At 37.2% G+C, this 17,494-nt stretch carries 16 protein-coding genes; 10 read left to right on the forward strand and 6 right to left on the reverse strand.

Going from position 1 to position 17,494, the window contains the following annotated elements; all coding sequences use genetic code 11:
* Nucleotide 1: 1 nt before the first annotated feature.
* Nucleotides 2-724, reverse strand: coding sequence for a hypothetical protein (locus M3175_RS12615; RefSeq protein ID WP_251519487.1), 723 nt, complete (start codon nt 722-724; stop codon nt 2-4).
* A 136-nt stretch (nt 725-860) separates the two neighbouring features.
* Between M3175_RS12615 and M3175_RS12620 the strand changes: the two genes are divergently transcribed.
* The 8 genes from M3175_RS12620 to M3175_RS12655 all read left to right on the forward strand — a co-directional run bounded on the left by M3175_RS12620 (nt 861) and on the right by M3175_RS12655 (nt 10,300).
* Entirely contained in the window at nt 861-1,280 is a 420-nt protein-coding gene (locus M3175_RS12620; protein WP_251519488.1) for a hypothetical protein, read from the forward strand.
* A 105-nt stretch (nt 1,281-1,385) separates the two neighbouring features.
* The gene (ltaE, locus tag M3175_RS12625; protein ID WP_251519489.1) at nt 1,386-2,420 is read left to right on the forward strand and encodes a low-specificity L-threonine aldolase; all 1,035 of its coding nucleotides are present in this window, start codon (nt 1,386-1,388) and stop codon (nt 2,418-2,420) included.
* A 504-nt stretch (nt 2,421-2,924) separates the two neighbouring features.
* On the forward strand, nt 2,925-3,617 hold the full coding sequence (locus M3175_RS12630; protein ID WP_306663955.1) for a CAP domain-containing protein: 693 nt from the start codon (nt 2,925-2,927) through the stop codon (nt 3,615-3,617).
* A 149-nt stretch (nt 3,618-3,766) separates the two neighbouring features.
* Nucleotides 3,767-5,407, forward strand: a complete 1,641-nt coding sequence (locus M3175_RS12635) for a DUF6044 family protein (protein WP_251519667.1) — start codon at nt 3,767-3,769, stop codon at nt 5,405-5,407.
* Nucleotides 5,408-5,428: 21 nt separating this feature from the next.
* Nucleotides 5,429-6,472, forward strand: coding sequence for a glycosyltransferase family 2 protein (locus M3175_RS12640; RefSeq protein ID WP_251519490.1), 1,044 nt, complete (start codon nt 5,429-5,431; stop codon nt 6,470-6,472).
* A gap of 100 nt (nt 6,473-6,572) precedes the next feature.
* Nucleotides 6,573-8,753, forward strand: a complete 2,181-nt coding sequence (locus M3175_RS12645; protein ID WP_251519491.1) for an AAA domain-containing protein — start codon at nt 6,573-6,575, stop codon at nt 8,751-8,753.
* 253 nt (nt 8,754-9,006) lie between these two features.
* Nucleotides 9,007-9,978: a ring-cleaving dioxygenase gene (locus tag M3175_RS12650; protein WP_251519492.1), complete on the forward strand. Its 972-nt coding sequence runs from the start codon at nt 9,007-9,009 to the stop codon at nt 9,976-9,978.
* Between the two features lie 127 nt (nt 9,979-10,105).
* Nucleotides 10,106-10,300: a hypothetical protein gene (locus tag M3175_RS12655; protein WP_251519668.1), complete on the forward strand. Its 195-nt coding sequence runs from the start codon at nt 10,106-10,108 to the stop codon at nt 10,298-10,300.
* Nucleotides 10,301-10,339: 39 nt separating this feature from the next.
* On the opposite strand, the gene M3175_RS12660 is transcribed toward M3175_RS12655, so the two are convergent.
* The 4 genes from M3175_RS12660 to M3175_RS12675 all read right to left on the reverse strand — a co-directional run bounded on the left by M3175_RS12660 (nt 10,340) and on the right by M3175_RS12675 (nt 13,121).
* Complete coding sequence (locus tag M3175_RS12660) at nt 10,340-11,338, reverse strand: inorganic phosphate transporter (RefSeq protein ID WP_251519493.1); 999 nt, start codon at nt 11,336-11,338, stop codon at nt 10,340-10,342.
* A 14-nt stretch (nt 11,339-11,352) separates the two neighbouring features.
* Nucleotides 11,353-11,970: a DUF47 domain-containing protein gene (locus M3175_RS12665; RefSeq protein ID WP_251519494.1), complete on the reverse strand. Its 618-nt coding sequence runs from the start codon at nt 11,968-11,970 to the stop codon at nt 11,353-11,355.
* A gap of 223 nt (nt 11,971-12,193) precedes the next feature.
* Nucleotides 12,194-12,724, reverse strand: a complete 531-nt coding sequence (locus M3175_RS12670; protein ID WP_251519495.1) for a MerR family transcriptional regulator — start codon at nt 12,722-12,724, stop codon at nt 12,194-12,196.
* Between the two features lie 136 nt (nt 12,725-12,860).
* Nucleotides 12,861-13,121 carry a DUF2533 family protein gene (locus tag M3175_RS12675; RefSeq protein WP_251519496.1) on the reverse strand — a complete coding sequence of 87 codons (261 nt, stop codon included), beginning with the start codon at nt 13,119-13,121 and terminating at the stop codon, nt 12,861-12,863.
* A 236-nt stretch (nt 13,122-13,357) separates the two neighbouring features.
* Between M3175_RS12675 and M3175_RS12680 the strand changes: the two genes are divergently transcribed.
* Nucleotides 13,358-15,913, forward strand: a complete 2,556-nt coding sequence (locus M3175_RS12680; protein WP_251519498.1) for a DEAD/DEAH box helicase — start codon at nt 13,358-13,360, stop codon at nt 15,911-15,913.
* Nucleotides 15,914-15,916: 3 nt separating this feature from the next.
* On the opposite strand, the gene M3175_RS12685 is transcribed toward M3175_RS12680, so the two are convergent.
* Nucleotides 15,917-16,399 (reverse strand): ribonuclease H-like YkuK family protein, encoded by a 483-nt coding sequence (locus M3175_RS12685; protein WP_251519669.1) that lies wholly within the window; start codon nt 16,397-16,399, stop codon nt 15,917-15,919.
* A 252-nt stretch (nt 16,400-16,651) separates the two neighbouring features.
* Here M3175_RS12685 and M3175_RS12690 point away from each other — a divergent pair, with 252 nt between their 5' ends.
* The gene (locus M3175_RS12690; protein ID WP_251519499.1) at nt 16,652-17,491 is read left to right on the forward strand and encodes an oxidoreductase; all 840 of its coding nucleotides are present in this window, start codon (nt 16,652-16,654) and stop codon (nt 17,489-17,491) included.
* The last annotated feature ends 3 nt before the right edge of the window (nt 17,492-17,494 follow it).

Raw genomic sequence — 17,494 nt, forward strand, 5'->3', positions numbered from 1 at the left:
ACTATTTTTGCTCGTTTTTTTCTTTTTGTACAAAAAATCGATGAACGGGTTTAGCAACTTTGCTAAAGTTCGTCTCTATTTTTTCTGCCAAGTGTGATGCTCTCTCATAAATAGCAGTCTTTAAATAATCGAGTTGTCTTTGAATTTTTTCTGAAATGGCCTCTTGATGGTCTAGCCTTTCCATCACTGTTTGATGAAATACCTCTTGTAAACCCATTTTCTCTGAAATCTCTTCGTACATATTTTCATGTACATGTAGTTGTTTCGTTAACTCAACTGTTTGCTGTTCGTGAGAAGACAGTGTTGATCTAAGCTCGAGTAAACGCTGATCTTGTAAAGAAAGTTGATCCACCATTGCTTCATGCATAAGCCCTTCTTTTGTAATCTCATTAAGGACAAGTTCATTTTCTTTTTCAAGCTTATCCAGTCTTTCAAGAATTTTTTGATTGGTTTTACTTTGTTCAATTATTATTGATGCAATCTCACGTAAAGATTGTTCGGAGCGGCTGATTTCTTGTAGTAACTCGTTGAATTTTATCTGCTGAGAGGAGGTAGTTTCACTAAGTGTACTATGAAATGACTCAATGGATTGTGATAAAGTAGTGTTAGTTATTTTTTGATTTTGTAGTACCTCTTGAAAGTAGGAATACCGGAATATAGTCTGATTGGAGTTTGGTTTTCCTTGATTGGACAGTATTAACGGACTTTGATTATTTAACGGCATCAAATCTCTCCTTTATGGAATTAAAAGTAAATAGGTGGAATCCTTGCTTTATGTTATGATAAGTAGCGATTATTGTTTATAGGCGTTCTGCAAAACTGTGAAGTTAAAATGTCTTTAAAATGAGGGGGCATTTTTTATGGAGTTATTTACTTTAGATTCTTCTGTTGAAACGAATGATATTAAGTTAACGGTTAGTTCGGAAATTCTAATGTTTTGGATTCATTTTGCTTCTTTTCACTTGCATTGGCGTGGTTGTGAGATGGAAAAAAACGAGGATATTGATGATGTAGAAAGGGAGCATCTTCAACATGAGTTACAGTTCTTTGATTTTTTATACCATAAATTTTTAATGTATGTTCCAGAAGCTGAAGGAGGAAAGTATTTGACTACAATCCCCCTTCCAATAGAGATAGTTGAAAAAATCTTTTATGAACTAGAGGATTTTATTCAGTATTGTCAGGTTTATGGAGAGGATGAATTATTAACGATAACTAAGAATTATAAATCCACCTTCGCCACTTTATTTCAAGACTGTGACCCAAATACACGTCATTAAACTTTATCATTACCAGAACTTCTTAAGATCTGGTTTTTTTTATACAAAAATAGTGGGACAAGTCTTATAATTTAGAAATACGAAATAAAAGGATGTGTAAACATAGTGATTGATTTACGAAGTGACACAGTGACAAAACCGACAAAAGAAATGAGAGAGGCTGCTTTTAATGCAGAGGTTGGTGATGATGTATATGGAGAGGACCCTGCTGTAAATAAATTAGAAGAGGAAGCTGCTGCCGTCCTTGGTAAAGAAGCGGCTCTATTCGTAACAAGTGGGACACAAGGTAACCAAATTGCTGTTCTAACCCATTGCCGTCCAGGACAAGAGCTTTTACTTGAAGCGGAATCACATATTTTTTATTATGAGTCAGGTGCGGTGTCCGCGTTAGCTGGAGTGCAAACGAGAACGATACAAGGCTCTAGAGGAGCGATGGATCCACAATTCGTCCGTTCAGCTATTCGTCCTGAGGATATTCATTTTCCAGATACGGGCTTAATTTGCTTGGAAAATACACATAATCGTGCAGGTGGTGCAGTCGTTCCTATCGAAAACATGAAACAGATTTATGAAATAGGAGCAGAAAATCATATACCTGTTCACGTGGATGGAGCTAGATTGTTTAATGCAGCCGCAGCTTTAGATGTTTCAGTTACAGATTTTACACAGTACTGTGATACTGTACAAGTATGTTTATCAAAAGGGCTTGGCGCACCTGTTGGTTCCCTCTTGGCTGGAGATAAAGAATTTATTGTCAAAGCAAGAAAGTGGAGAAAAAGATTAGGTGGAGGATTACGTCAGGCCGGGTTGATTGCAGCACCTGCGTATGTAGCTTTAACAACCATGAGAGAACGGTTATTTGAGGACCACCATTTAGCTAGGTACTTTGCTGATGCCCTTAAGAATATAAACGGAATACAAGTGGTAAATGAAGTAGAAACAAATATTGTGGTTGTTGATGTAGCAAATTTACAAATGGGTTCTCAAGCATTTGTAAATGAATTAGAAAAACAGGGAGTACTAGCCGTCACCTTTGGACCAACCTCTGTTAGGTTTACCACTCATCATCAAGTGAACAAAGGGGATATTGAACGTACCATTGATTTTGTTGCAAAGATATCAGCTGTACCATCAAAATAAAAGTCTCCTGAGATAACCTTGTACAAGGTTATCTTTTTTTATGTCATTTTTCCTTGTTTATGCCATTTTTATTCTCGATTTTTCCCATCTATGTTTTATGTCGAAAGAAGAAACAATACATATGTAACACTTATTTACTAAAAGGAGGGGTTTACATTGAACAAGCGTCTACTTTCTGTAGGTTTTTCTTTAATGTTGCTTACGGCTTGTAACAACAATGCAGCCGAAGAGAATAATAACCGCACAACCGGCACTTCGGATGTAGGATTTACAAGTGATCAATCATCAAGATATACAACAAACAGAACACAACGAGTGAATAATACTGATATGAATCCTTTGGTTCGTTTAGGCCGGGGAGATCATCAATATCATATGGACTCCGATTACCGAGGTGGAAGAGAGATTGGCCGTACAGATGTGGGAACTAATCCGTCCCCAACCGATGACTATCGGTATGTGAAAAAGGGTCGAGGAGAAAATCGAGGCTTCGGCGCAGCGGGAATGAACGGGTCATCAAACGAACAAGGGAAATCCAAAGCGCTATCTCATAATGGTGACATATTAAGAATCAAAACGGGTGTTATCACAATTGATCCAAATGCATATAGTACAGGTACACCAAGTGGTAAATATCCACATAGCCAGATTATTAAGCAAGGTCAATGGAAGATTGTTACTGGTCAAACTGGACAGCAACAACCAACACAACAACAGCCAAATGTAACACAGCCACAACAAGCACCATCACAAAATCAAAACCAAGCAGCTCCTGCTGCCCCAGCTCCAGCACCAAAAACAACACCTGCTGCTGGGTCCATTAGCTCTATTGAATCGCGAGTAATTGAGTTGACAAATGCGGAACGTAAGAAAGCTGGTTTACCCGCTCTTCAAGCAGATACGAAGCTAAGTAATGTAGCTCGAGAGAAATCACGCGATATGCAACAAAAAGGATACTTCTCACATACCAGTCCAACCTACGGCTCTCCATTTGATATGATGCGTGATTTCGGAATTACGTATCAAAGTGCTGGAGAGAACATTGCAAAGGGACAGAGAACTCCTGAGGAAGTTGTCCAAGCCTGGATGAATAGTGAAGGACACCGTAAAAACATATTAAGTGGTAACTATTCACATATTGGTGTTGGTTATGTGGAAGCCGGAAACCACTGGACCCAAATGTTTATAAAGAAATAGTAAGAAAGAAGAAAGCTCCCATTATGGGGGCTTTTTTAGGCAAAAAAACAAAATGGAATAATTACGGTAATAATGCAAAAGTTAGAAATGGAGCTTTTTTGAATGAGGTGGCTAGTTTGTTTAAATCTTCAACTGTTTTTGAGCGAAGAATGTTCATATTCGCATTAGTAGTTATAGCTGTGTACTTACTGCCTTTATTTGTATTAGGAGAAAATGCGCATATACGAGTACATGATAATCTAGATTCCAATCTTGCATGGTATAAAGTTCTTTCACGTAGTGGAGAACTATTTGGAGGGATTAATGCTGTTATCCCACAAGTCATAAATGGCCTGCCTAGAAATGCATTTGGAACTGAATTTAGTGGAATCGTCTGGCTTCATCATTTCCTTCCAACAATGACGGCGTATGCCATAAGCCAGTCAATTACTCGTTTTTTTGCTTTTCTTGGTATGTACTTATTGCTTCGAGATTACTATGTGCCAAATAGTTCGGATACGTTCATTCGTACAGGTGTCGCATTAGCGTTTGCGTTAACTCCCTTTTGGCCATCAGGGATGTTAAGTACACTTGGTATGCCTATGGCCTTATGGGCATTTCTTAATGTTCGTAGTGGAAAGAACACTTGGCATAACGTAATCATTTTTACTTTTTTACCTTTCTATTCTAGTTTTGTACTAGGTTTTTTCTTCTTTTTGGTCGCGATGGGTATCTTTTGGTTCTACGAGCTATTAATGAGAAAAAAGCTTCAAATTCGATTTTTTCTTTCTATCGTGTATATGACAGTGGTTTTTTTACTCGTAGAATATCGTCTAGTTAGCTCTTTTCTTGTTGCTGGTGAACCAAATAGCAGAGATGAATATATTCATGCCACGTTACCATTATGGCGCGTGATACGCTTAATCTTTAAGAATTTTATCCTAGGACATACACATGTGATGACCGTTCATGGTTTGATCATCCTTCCGATCCTTTTAATAGCCTTATTTTTAGTTATAAAAAACAAGAGTTGGAAAGTTCATAAAGTATATCTTACCTTATTCGCATTAAACTTTCTCTTATCCCTTTGGTATGCATTTTGGTTTTATGAAGGGTGGGCCCCAATCGTAGAAAGATTTCATTTTTTGAATACGTTTAATTTTGCTAGGTTTCACTTTCTTAGACCGCTAATTATTTATATCAATTTCGCTCAAGCCTTGTTCATTATCAAGTCATACATTCAAAGAAACGGATATATTCGATATATCCTTGTAGCGCAGATTATGCTGTTATTTGCCTTTAATGAAGAGATCATAAATTATCGAAAGCCAACCGTAAAACAATTTTACGCAACAGAACAATTTGCCAACATAAAAGAGTTTATCGGAAAACCAGTAAATCACTATCGAGTGGTAAGTATAGGTATTCACCCAGCAATCGCACAGTATAACGGATTTTACACCCTTGATACGTATAACAACTTCTATCCTTTAACTTATAAGCATCAATTTCGTGCCATCATTGAAAAAGAATTAAGTAAGAATAAAAAAATCAAAAGATATTTCGATGAATGGGGGGGAAGATGCTATATTTTTACCGCCCAAATTGGAAAGCATTATATGGTCAAAAAGAATTCTTCTAAAACTCTAAAAAATTTACAACTGCAGCCATCTAAATTAAAGGAATTAGGTGGGGAGTATGTATTTTCATCAATGCCAATTAAGAATGCGGATGAAAACAAATTGCAGCTTGAAAAAATATTTCAATCGGAAAGCTCTGCTTGGACCATTTACTTATACAAATTATACTAAACAGCTAGGAGGAGTAATACTTTGAAACCGACAAACGTAACGATTGTTGTACCTTGTTACAATGAAGAAGAAATATTACATAAAACCTTTTATGAATTATCCAATTTGTTGACCAGTATGGTAGATGATGGGCTCGTTTCTCCTAAAAGTAAGATCCTGTTTGTAGATGATGGTAGTCTAGACCAAACATGGAAACTAATTTATAAAGAAACGTTAAAAAACGGAATGATTAAGGGAGTGAAGCTATCTAGAAATGTGGGGCATCAAAATGCCATATTAGCAGGAATACACATAGCAACAGAGTCATCGGACGCTATTATTACCATTGATGCAGATTTACAGGATGATATTTATGTTATGCGGGAGTTTATTGTGAAATATCAGATGGGATATGAAGTGATCTATGGTGTAAGGGAGAAACGTGACTCAGATACATTCTTTAAAAGATTTACGGCTGAATCATTCTATAAGTTGATGAACAAAATGGGAGTAGAGCTTATTTATAATCATGCGGACTATCGTTTATTGAGTAGGCGTGCAGCAGAGTACTTACAAGGATTTGAAGAAGTGAATATGTTTTTAAGAGGAATTATTCCTCTTCTTGGTTTTCGATCTACAAAGGTTTTCTATGAAAGAAAAGAACGAACAGCAGGTGAGAGTAAATATCCTTTACGTAAAATGCTATCATTTGCATTTAATGGGGTTACTTCCTTTTCGGTTACTCCGATTCGGTTAGTCCTCGTTGGAGGTTTAGTATCTTTTTTTATCAGTCTCTTCTTTGCGCTTTATTTTCTAAGTTTAAAGTTGTTTGGCAATACAGAGCTCGGCTGGACTTCTCTTATCACATCGATCTGGCTGATTGGGGGTCTTCAATTAATCGCAATTGGCTTAATCGGGGAATATATCGGAAAAATATATAAAGAGTCCAAACGCCGCCCAAAATACATCGTTGATATTGATATGTTCAAGCTTCCACTCGGACGAAACCTTGCGCTTGAAGAGGATCAAGAGTTATTCAAGGATGACCATATGGGAATACAAAGCCTATCTGAATATAACAATTAAACCTATTTTTTTACATCAATAAAAGCTATAATATGAGCTCGAGACAAAACTCAGTGTGCACGCTCTGAGTTTTTTACTATTAATAAAAGGGAAGACAATGATGGCAACTTATTTACAACTTTGGCAAAGGGCACTACAAATAGAGATTGGATATTTGAAGAAATACGGTAGCACAAGGTATCGCCTTACTCATGGCTACGCGATTAACGAGAGGGCACCTTATATCTATTATTTTAATAAGGCATCAACAACGACGAGTATTCCAATCGGATCTAAAGTTACATTATGGTGGGGAGAGCGAAAAATAGCAGGTCGAGTGTTATCATCAGAAGGAAAAAGTATGATGGTAGAACTCGAAACATATTTAGGAGCTGTCTTAAGTGAAATCATGCTCCAATATGACCCATGGGAACTTTTAGACGAATTAATTAATCGACTTCAAGACATCCGTACGAGCAAGAAGAAAAGGGCAAGGATTCAAAAAATGATGCAGCCAAGCATGGTGGCGCTCCACCCAATTGAAAAAATAAAAACGAATGTACATGAGCTTGTGCTCAGGTCAAAATACAATCCGATTACCTTTGTTTGGGGCCCACCTGGAACGGGAAAAACATATACTCTTGCTAGGGTCGTTGCAAATAAATATTTAAAGGGCAAAAAGGTTCTTGTTTTATCTCAAAGTAACCAAGCTGTGGATGTGTTAATGTTAGAGATATTGCGATTTGTTGACAAACAAAAAAAGCTCAAGGTTGGAGAACTTCTTCGATATGGATCGCAAGTAAGTGAAATATTACAGGACACTCCATTAACTATTGATTACTTATTAAAAAAAAATCACCCTGAACTTTCAGAGCAAAGAGAAGAAATAAGAACGGAGAGACATCTTCTAAAAAAAGATTTAGTAGGTTCTTTCTCCTCTAGAGACTCGGAAACACTTTTAGAAGTAGAAAGAAAGTTAGCTCAGGTACTAGATAAAATTCGTGCAAAAGAAATGACGTTTGTAAAAGATGCAGAGGTAATTGGTACTACACTCGCTAAAGCTGCCTCAGATCCCACTATTTATGAAAAGGAATATGATCTCGTTATTATAGACGAGGTAAGCATGGCATATATCCCGCAAGTTGCATTCGCGGTTTCACTAGGAAAAAAGAGCATTGTATGTGGTGATTTTAAACAGCTTCCGCCCATTGCACATGCCAATCACCCTCTTGTAAATGAATGGTTAAAAGAGGATGTGTTTCATAAGTCTGGAGTTGTAGATGGGTTGAAAGAGGGGGCGTTGCATCCTCATTTATTTTTGCTATCAGAACAAAGGAGAATGCATCCTGACATCTCCGCATTCACAAACCAATTTGTTTATTTTGGCATGGTAAAAGATTATGAAAGTATGTACACCGTAAGAGAATCTATAGCAAATAGAGCCCCTTTTTCAAAGATGGCATCGATCTTATTAGATACGAGCCATATGGGGGAATATTGTATGCGTTCCAGTTCAGGTTCCCGATTTAATTTGTTACAGCTTTTGCTCTCATTTCAGGTGATTCATGAATTATATGAAGGCGGCTCTAAAAATATAGGGTATACGACGCCTTATCGTGCCCAAGCAGAGCTGATGGATACATTGTTACAAGATATATACAAGGAACAGCTTCAGAGTGGGGAGATTCTATCTGCAACGGTACATAAATTTCAAGGAAGTGAAAGGGAGGTAATGGTTTTTGATACGGTTGATTCGTTTCCTGAGAGTAGACCGAGTATGTTATTGACCGGGAAAGAGAGTGAGAGGTTAATTAATGTGGCAGTAACAAGGACTAAAGGTAAATTTATTCATCTTGCAAACCGAAATTACATAAAACAGAAAGTATACCGAGATAAAACGATTCGAAAGTTAGTAGAATTTCAGGAAAGTACGAATCAGCTTATCACTCCTGGGCAAATAGGTACCTGGATAAAAAATCAACATGAAGACGTAACTTGGATGCATGCGAAAAAGCTTGAAAGATTGATGAGCGATGTAAAGTCAGCCAAATCTGAAATTCTCGTTTCTCTCCCAGAAGGAAAAGAATTACTAAATGAGTGGAAGCAGCTTCTACATGGCTCTTCCGTTAAGCTGATTTTTAGACAAGAAGAAAAACAACCACCGTTTCCTTTTGTCATGGTTGATCACAAAATATTCTGGATTGGAGTCCCTTATGAGGCTGCCAATGGAACAATGCCACCATATATATCTGTCCGAGTCCAATCAGAGAGGCTTTGCACCTATTTTTTATCACTGTTATAGAAAAAAAGAAAAGACCCCCGTAGGAGTCTTTTCTGCGTATTGCGGCGACGAGACTACACGCCACATTCGTGTATTCCATTAAAGGAGCGTCTCTCGACTTATGCAATTCAGCTCATCGCTTCATAACTATAACACGTCTTTATATTTAGTACAAGAAAAATTTATTTATTTGCAATAGGATGCAAAATAGTGCACAATAAAATAAGTATTTTTAAGTTGAGATATTTTAATTAAGGATAAAGGAGTGCGATTGATGGAGCAATTATTACCTTTAAAAGGACAACATCATGTATCCGCCATAACTGCTAATGCAAAGGGAAATTATGAATTTTATACAAAAACTCTCGGTTTACGACTTGTGAAGAAAACTGTAAACCAAGATGATACGTCTGTCTATCATTTATTTTATGCAGATGAACGAGGGAATCCAGGCACCGATCTGACGTTTTTTGAAATACCTCATGCAGGTCAAACAAGATATGGTACAAACAGTATTTCAACCACTTCACTACGTGTTCCATCAGATTCTGCGATTCAGTATTGGAAGGAAAGATTTGATTCATTAGGTGTCGAATACGAGGAACAAAAGGTATACGAAAGATTATCGCTTGCATTTAAGGATTTTGAAGGACAAAGATTGATGCTTGTATCTGATGAGAATAATCAAGGCGTGGAAGGGGGAAGACCTTGGGAGAAAAGTCCAGTTCCTGTTGAACATGCGATTATAGGATTGGGTCCTGTGATGTTGACGGTAGCAAAGCTTGAATCTACGGCAATGATTTTATCTCGGGTTTTAGGATTCAGGGAAGTAGGAACCTATATGCAACAAGAAAAGAAAGTGACAGTGTTTGAAACCGGGTTAGGAGGATCCGGAGCAGAAGTACATGTCCTTGAAGAGTCAGACCTTCCTGTAGAAAGACCAGGTCGTGGCAGTGTTCATCACGTTGCTTTTCGAGTGGAAAATGAAGAACAATTGCGAAAGTGGGTACAGTATTTAAAAGAGATACGAATTCCTAGCTCAGGGTTTGTAGAAAGATATTATTTTAAGTCTTTATATTTTCGTGAGGCTAATGGAATATTATTCGAATTAGCGACGGATGGTCCAGGGTTTGAGGGGGATGAATCGTTTGAGAATCTTGGAGAAAAACTCGCTCTTCCGCCATATTTTGAAGCGCAAAGAAGCAGCATAGAAGCTAAATTAAAGCCGTTAGATACAAAAGAATAAGAGTGTTAAATGGATGTCCATGAAAACGGGACATCTTTTTTGATAGACATTGTTGTTTATATTGATATAATTGTGTTAGCAGATGCTAGCAAATTGATAAAAATGAACTAGGAGGATGGTTGCGGGTATGGGAGAAGAGAAAAGGGTCCAACTAAATGTACGAGTGACAAAAGTAACGTTAGAAAAACTCGATGAAATTGTTGAGTATTATCAGGAGCATACAAAAATAGGCAGAGTCTATAAAGGTGATGTGCTTACTGATATTATTGATAAGTCTTATGAAGTAATGAACAAGCAAAAGAAAAATATTAGAAAAATATAAAAAACTTCGAGTGATAAACTCGAAGTTTTTTATTTGAATTTAAAAAATCATATTAAGGACAAAATAGCATAGTGCTGCAATAGTTGCTGAAATTGGTAAGGTAATAACCCAAGTAATTAACATTCTTTGAGCTGTTCCCCATTTGACACCCTTCAGACGATGAGAAGCGCCCACTCCTAAAATAGAAGACGAAATAACATGCGTTGTACTAACTGGTAGGTGAATATATGTTGCACCAAAAATGATCATTGCTCCAGTTAAGTCAGCCGCTACTCCATTAACAGGTCTGATTTTCATAATTTTCCCACCAACTGTTTTGATGATTTTCCAACCACCAACACTTGTTCCTAATCCCATGGCTAAAGCACAGGAAAATTGAACCCAGAAAGGAATATCTGTAGAAGTTGTAAACCCATTGGCAATCAATGCCATCGTAATGATCCCCATCGCTTTTTGGGCGTCATTTGTTCCATGTGTATAAGCTTGCAAAGCGGCTGTGAATATTTGGAAAGTACGAAAACTTCTGTTAGTTTTAGCTAAATTATTGTTCTTAAAGATCACTTTAAAAATACTGTAAACGATATACCCTGCGACAAACGCAAGGATCGGAGAAAAAATTAAAGCTTGTAAGATTTTTAAGAATCCAGTGTAATTCAATGATGTGAATCCGGCAGCAGCAATCGCTGCACCAGCGATGGATCCGATGATAGCGTGAGACGAACTACTTGGAATCCCATAGTACCAAGTTAGTAAGTTCCAGAAAATAGCTGCAATTAAGGCGGCTAAAATAACAAGCGATCCGTTTTGAAGAGTGAAAGGATCGACAATATCTTTTGTTATTGTTTTGGCAACACCAGTGAATGTCATTGCTCCCAAGAAGTTCATGACTGCAGCCAGGATAATCGCATGCCTTGGTTTTAACGCTTTTGTAGAAACAGCAGTTGCAATTGCATTTGCTGTATCATGAAAGCCATTAATAAAGTCAAATGCAAGGGCACCGATCACAATTAAAATCGTTATCACAAATAATGCATCCATGTTAGTACGTCCCCTTATGCATTTTTCATGATGATGGTTTCAAGTGTATTTGCCACACCTTGACAGCTATCAGCAATCTCTTCAAGTTCTTCGTAAATTTCTTTGTATTGAATAACACGAATTGGATCTTTCTCTACTGAGAATAAATGCTTGATTGACTGACGAAGGATTCCATCGCATTTTGACTCATAGTCTTTAATCTTAATCGCGTGTTCACGAATGGATGGAAGCTTTTTTGTTGAAAGCAGTTCAACGGCTTGCTGAATTTCAATCGCACAGTTTCTGATAGCTTCTACAAACTTCACCATAAATTCGTCAGCTTGAGTAATATTGTACATTTCAAACATAGCAGCACAATGTTCAATTCCATCGATGACATCATCCATACTCATAGCTAGAAGAAGGATATCTTCACGCTCAATAGGAGTAATAAAAGCGTTATTTAACTCTTTTATTACTTCGTGTACATATGTATCTCCTTTAGTTTCATAGTCCTTTAATGTCTCGGAGAATATTTTTAGATCGCTCACATTTTTTAACTTGTAATCAGCGAAATAATCTGCACCTTCTTTAAGGTTTAGTGCAATGCTGCTTAACAAAGTATTAAACTTGTCTTTCTTCTTGAAAACCATCATGTAACCTCCAGTTATATATCACTTCATCCAAACGAGATTTATTTTATACGAAAACTATTAAATAGGAAAGAATTTTGTCGAAAAAATACAGGTTTTTTCACAAATCGTTCATATTTTCCTTTTATATTAAGGTTTCTTAACTGAAAACTTGATTTTCTTGCCATCAAATGTCTTTCTAATTAGTTTCTGTAAAAATGCAAAAAAAAACACATCTTAGATGCTAAGAACTGTGTTGGGTGGAAGAACGGAAAACACTTTGTAGGATATTTAGTTTTTTCTTTTTTCGAGGCTTTATATTTATGGATTGTTCGGAAGGGGTAATAAGGGATGAAGGATGTTCTTGCTGTTCTTCTAATAACCGAATTTTTTCTTCAAGTTTTTCAAGGGTAGCTTGCATTTCTTCCATTTCTCTCCGATGTTGGAGTATCTGATATTCTACGACCTGATCAGCCTTTGACTGTACAATAGACTCTAGACATTTAATCCGATTTAACAGAACCGTATTTTCATCAACGATGGATGTATGGACTGCCCCTTTTCGTAAATAGTCTTTACCCGCCGCAATTTCATTGTAAACGAGTAATGCTTCGTTTTGCTGCTCCTTATAAGTCATTAATAGGTCAACGTCTTCTTGCCGGTAAGTGAAATGCCCCATTTCATTTTTCTCTAAGTTTAGTTTTAATTGTTTTACCCAACGTTTTACAGTACTCGACGAAACTCCTAATTGTTTAGCAACCGAACTCGTATTCATATTCTCAACTCCTTTATAGTAATGTTCTTTTTTAAAAACTAAATTTCCTATCATGACGACAAAACTTCTTTTATTTCGCCAAAAGAAGTGTAATTTTTTAAACAAAAAAGCAGAAGGTCAAGGCCTTCTGCTTCTCTTATTTTCGTCTATTTGCATATTCTTCGACCATTTCCTTGGTTACAAGTTTTCGAGGTGGAAGATTTTCAATTTTATTAGACAGTTTGTTCATTTGTATTGTAATTGAATTAATGTTATCGGTAGTGAAGGGAAGGCCTCTTTCATAAAGAGATAATGCTTCATCTATGTAGAATTCACGTTCACGGTCAAGATTTGCGTATTGAGTTAAAACGGCATTTAGTTTTTTCGCATGATCAGATAATGCTTTATGTACACTCACAGAAATTCGCCCCTTTTGTTATTAAAAATGGTGTCTGCAAAGCAGACACCAACTCCCTCCGTCCGTACATGGTTAAGTGTCCCGCAACAAGCGAATGTTCGGAGGGAGCAACATAATCATAGCATCTTTTTTGATAGGACGCAAAGGTCAATAATAGGATAAAAAGCCATATGATTTAAAACAATATCAAATAATGGTATGGTTAATTGATTAATCGTCTATTTGGAGGGTGAAAAATGTTATTACAAAAAATCCATGATGAAAGTATTGTACATACAAAAATGAAAATCCATCAGGATATAGAGTCTTTTTTCGAGCAACAGGAAGAGAGGCCAACCTTTGAGGAATATTTACGGGCAAGGGGTCATTACTTGGATCAAATTTGGGTAAATGTTTGGCTTACAAGAGTGTCTAACCAGGTTCCCCGAGTAGATAAAAAAGAATTTCTACAGGAGCATGGGATTGAAACAGAGGGAATGGCTAGAAAAATGATTGACCACCTGTTCAGAACAGAAGTCAGAGACTATGTACCGTTTAAAGTAACAGACTGGCTCGAGGAAACTTACGCACAGGAATTTGAAAAATGGAATGATTTATATGACCATACAATGGAACAAGTTCAAAAAAGAGAAGAAGCGACGCAGAAATTAATAAAAAAGGAATCTGTCCTAGAAGCGATAAAGGAAAAGGCTGCGGATGTATTCTCAAGCGGCTATCAAAGTCTTTATTTATATATTAGATATTTAGTGGGCCTGCAGATGAAAGCAGATCTTCAATCTAAGCCTAGATATAAAAGCCTTGATACACATGCGCTTGAAGAGAAGCTTGAAATAGAAGGTAGCTTTGAGGTGCTTCATGAAAAGTCCCTTTCTTTCTTTTTAGATGAGCTAACAGGTGATATTCAGAAGGCTAATTATGATGGCAGGTTTTATTATGAATATGAAACCTATGGTGACTTATATAGTTCCTTCGTTTGGAAGAATCTTTTATCTCTTGCTCCGTCAAAAGTGATGACAAATCTTGATGATGAAACGAAAAATGATTATATCCAATTAACCGGGCAAGCTCTTTCGAAATCAAAAATGAAGGAGCTTGTGGAAGAAGAACTTGAAACGCTATTCTCTAAAATGCTTTCTGAATTAGAAGAGGAATATATTGACCACTTGTTACAAGCAGTGGATACACCTTATGATCTTGATTTTCATAGCAAATTATATGAAGAGCAGAGAGCAGAAAGAGAGCAAAGGAAAGCCGAAGAGGAGGCTGAACGACAAAGAAAAATCAAAGAAGAAGAGCAGATGATGGACGATATATTTGGCAGGGAATATGGAGTGACCTATGATCCAAATGTTGAATATGTCATCCATGTAGGAGAAACAAATACGGGTAAAACACACCACGCTCTTGAAAGAATGAAAAAAGCAACAAGCGGCCTCTACCTTGGACCACTAAGACTGCTTGCGCTTGAGGTATATGATAAATTAAATGCGGAAGGTATACCTTGTTCTTTAAAAACAGGTGAAGAAGAGAAACTGACTCCAGGAGCAAGCCACATTGCCTCAACCGTTGAAATGTTCCATGAAAAAGATCGATACGATTGTATAGTCATAGATGAAGCTCAAATGATTACTGATAAGGATAGAGGGTTTTCGTGGTTTAAGGCAATAACGAAGGCAAGAGCTCGGGAAGTTCATATCATAGGCAGCAGAAATTCGAAAAATATGATTTTACAATTACTAGGAGAATCAAAAACGGAAATTCATGAATATAAACGTGACATTCCGCTTGAGGTGGAAGGAAATGAATTTTCTATTAAACATGTGCGAAAGGGAGATGCACTAATTTGCTTCTCTCGTCGAAGAGTGTTAGAAACGGCTTCAAGACTTCAAAATGATCGTCATTCGGTCAGTGTAATTTATGGTAGCATGCCCCCTGAGACAAGAAAAAAACAGATTCAACAATTCATTGATGGAAAGTCGAAGGTCATCGTTTCGACCGATGCAATTGGGATGGGTCTTAATTTACCGATCCGTCGAATTGTATTTTTAGAAAATGAGAAATTTGATGGTACAAGAAGAAGGCTTTTAACTTCACAGGAGATCAAGCAAATTGCTGGTAGGGCAGGTAGGAAAGGGATTTACGATATTGGAAAAGTAGCATTTACAAAGGAAATCCGGCTTATGAGAAGGAAACTAGAACAAGAAGATGAACCTGTTCATACTTTTGCGATTGCACCTACAACTGGTGTGTTGGAAAGGTTTCAAGCGTATTATCGAGATCTGGGTACTTTTTTTGAATTATGGGATCGTTTTAAAAATCCAAGGGGGACGGAAAAGGCAAGCTTAGCCGAAGAGCGGGAGCTTTACGACATTGTGAAGGGAACTGAAATTGAAGCCCGTCTTTCTTTACAGGATTTATATGGATTTTTACATCTTCCGTTTGCCTCGAGGGAGCAAGCCTTAATACAGCAGTGGTATGAAACCATTTTTGCAATCATTAATAACGAAGACCTGCCAGAGCCAAATATAAAAAAGCGAACATTGGAGGACCTCGAGTTATCGTATAAGAAATTAGGATTACATTTATTATTTTTATATCGCTTAGATCGGAGAACAGAGGCAATTTATTGGGAAAGAGTAAGGGATGAGTTGAGTGACGAGGTCCATGAAAAGCTTCAAACAGATGTTGGTTCTTTTGCAAAAAGATGCCGTAGTTGTGGACGTCATTTGCCATGGAATTATGAATTTCCTATTTGTGACCAATGCCATTCAGCTCGCTATAAAAGATCATAAAGATTATTTTGTATAACGATTCGCATAGCTGGAGGCTACGAAGGAATCCGGCTTAATCTTAGGTTCAAAACCCATTGATTCAATTCTTGTCACCATTTCTTCCACGTATTCACGGGTTTTGTTTCGCTGACCTGAACCAATATCAATATGTCCTTCCATCGTAAATGAGGCACCGTGGTATATATGGGGAAGAACAATATCAATTAGACGATTTTTATGTGCTTCGGTAAATAAGGAGACAATTCTTTCGGTAAGAGTTGTTTCATAGGAAATCCGCTCATGAAGCTGTTTCATTTCTCTAGGTTCTACAACCTTTCGAATACAGGCCCAGGCACCTTTACCGATGTTTTGAATGACAACTCCACTTATAAAAAGGGTACGATTATGATGAACCTGTGAGTCTGTTCCAACCATCAGTCGGTAGTTTCCACTGGGGTGCAGCTCCATAAACGAAATAATTCTTTCGAATATATCTTCAAATGACATGTGATTTTCTTGAAGGTTTTGAAACAAAAGTATTTCCTTTTGATTGTGAGACAAACCGCCACCTACTTTCGCATGCTCTTAGAAAAGTATATGGCTTATATTCGAGGAAGTTGTCATCTTTCTTTTTCTATAAATAACCAGAATTTAGTCATTTGCTTTTTTCTACCATAAAATGGTCAAGGTTCCCAAGCGGGGGTCCTTGGCCTTTTTTTGTTAAAATAGGTTATATAAAGTTAGTGGGGGATATATATGATGGGTAAAAAAATAGCCGTTGTTACAGGTGCATCAAGTGGTTTTGGCATGCTAACAAGTATTGAACTAGCTAAACAGAATTATTATGTTGTTGCGACAATGAGGAAGGTAGATAAAAAGTTAGCTTTACTAGAGAGGGCAGAAGAAGCAAAGGTTACAAATTTTGTAGAGGTCTTTCCTTTGGATGTAACAAATAACCACTCTTTATATGTATTTAAAGAGAAAATTAGAGAACTTGGTCGAGTAGATGTGTTAGTCAATAACGCTGGTTATGCTGGTGCTGGTTTTTCTGAAGAGATACCGATTGAAGAGTATCGGCAGCAGTTTGAAACAAATGTATTCGGAGCGATTTCTGTCACTCAATTATGCCTTCCTTTCATGCGAGAACAGACGAACGGGAAAATTATTAATGTTAGCAGTATTAGTGGAAGAGTTGGTTTTCCGGGGCTATCACCCTATGTAGCTTCCAAACATGCATTAGAGGGATGGAGCGAGAGCTTAAGATTGGAGGTAGGGCCTTTTGGTATTGATGTGGTGTTAGTGGAACCCGGTTCTTTTCAAACGAGTATTTGGTCGTCTGGAAAGCATATAACAAATAAATCATTACAGTCAAATTCACCCTACTTTTCTTATATGAAAAAACTTTCATTACATTTAGAGAAGGGAGAAGCCTCATATGGCGACCCATTAGAGGTAGCTAAGCTTATTACAGAAATCTGCGAACAATCCTCGCCTAAGCTAAGATATCCAATTGGAAAGGGAGTAAGATTTACTATGTTCGTAAAGGGCTGTCTTCCATGGAGGTTATGGGAGCGCATGGTAATGAAAAATATAGAGTAGATT

This window comes from Robertmurraya korlensis (assembly GCF_023715225.1).
Lineage (GTDB): Bacteria > Bacillota > Bacilli > Bacillales > Cytobacillaceae > Robertmurraya_A.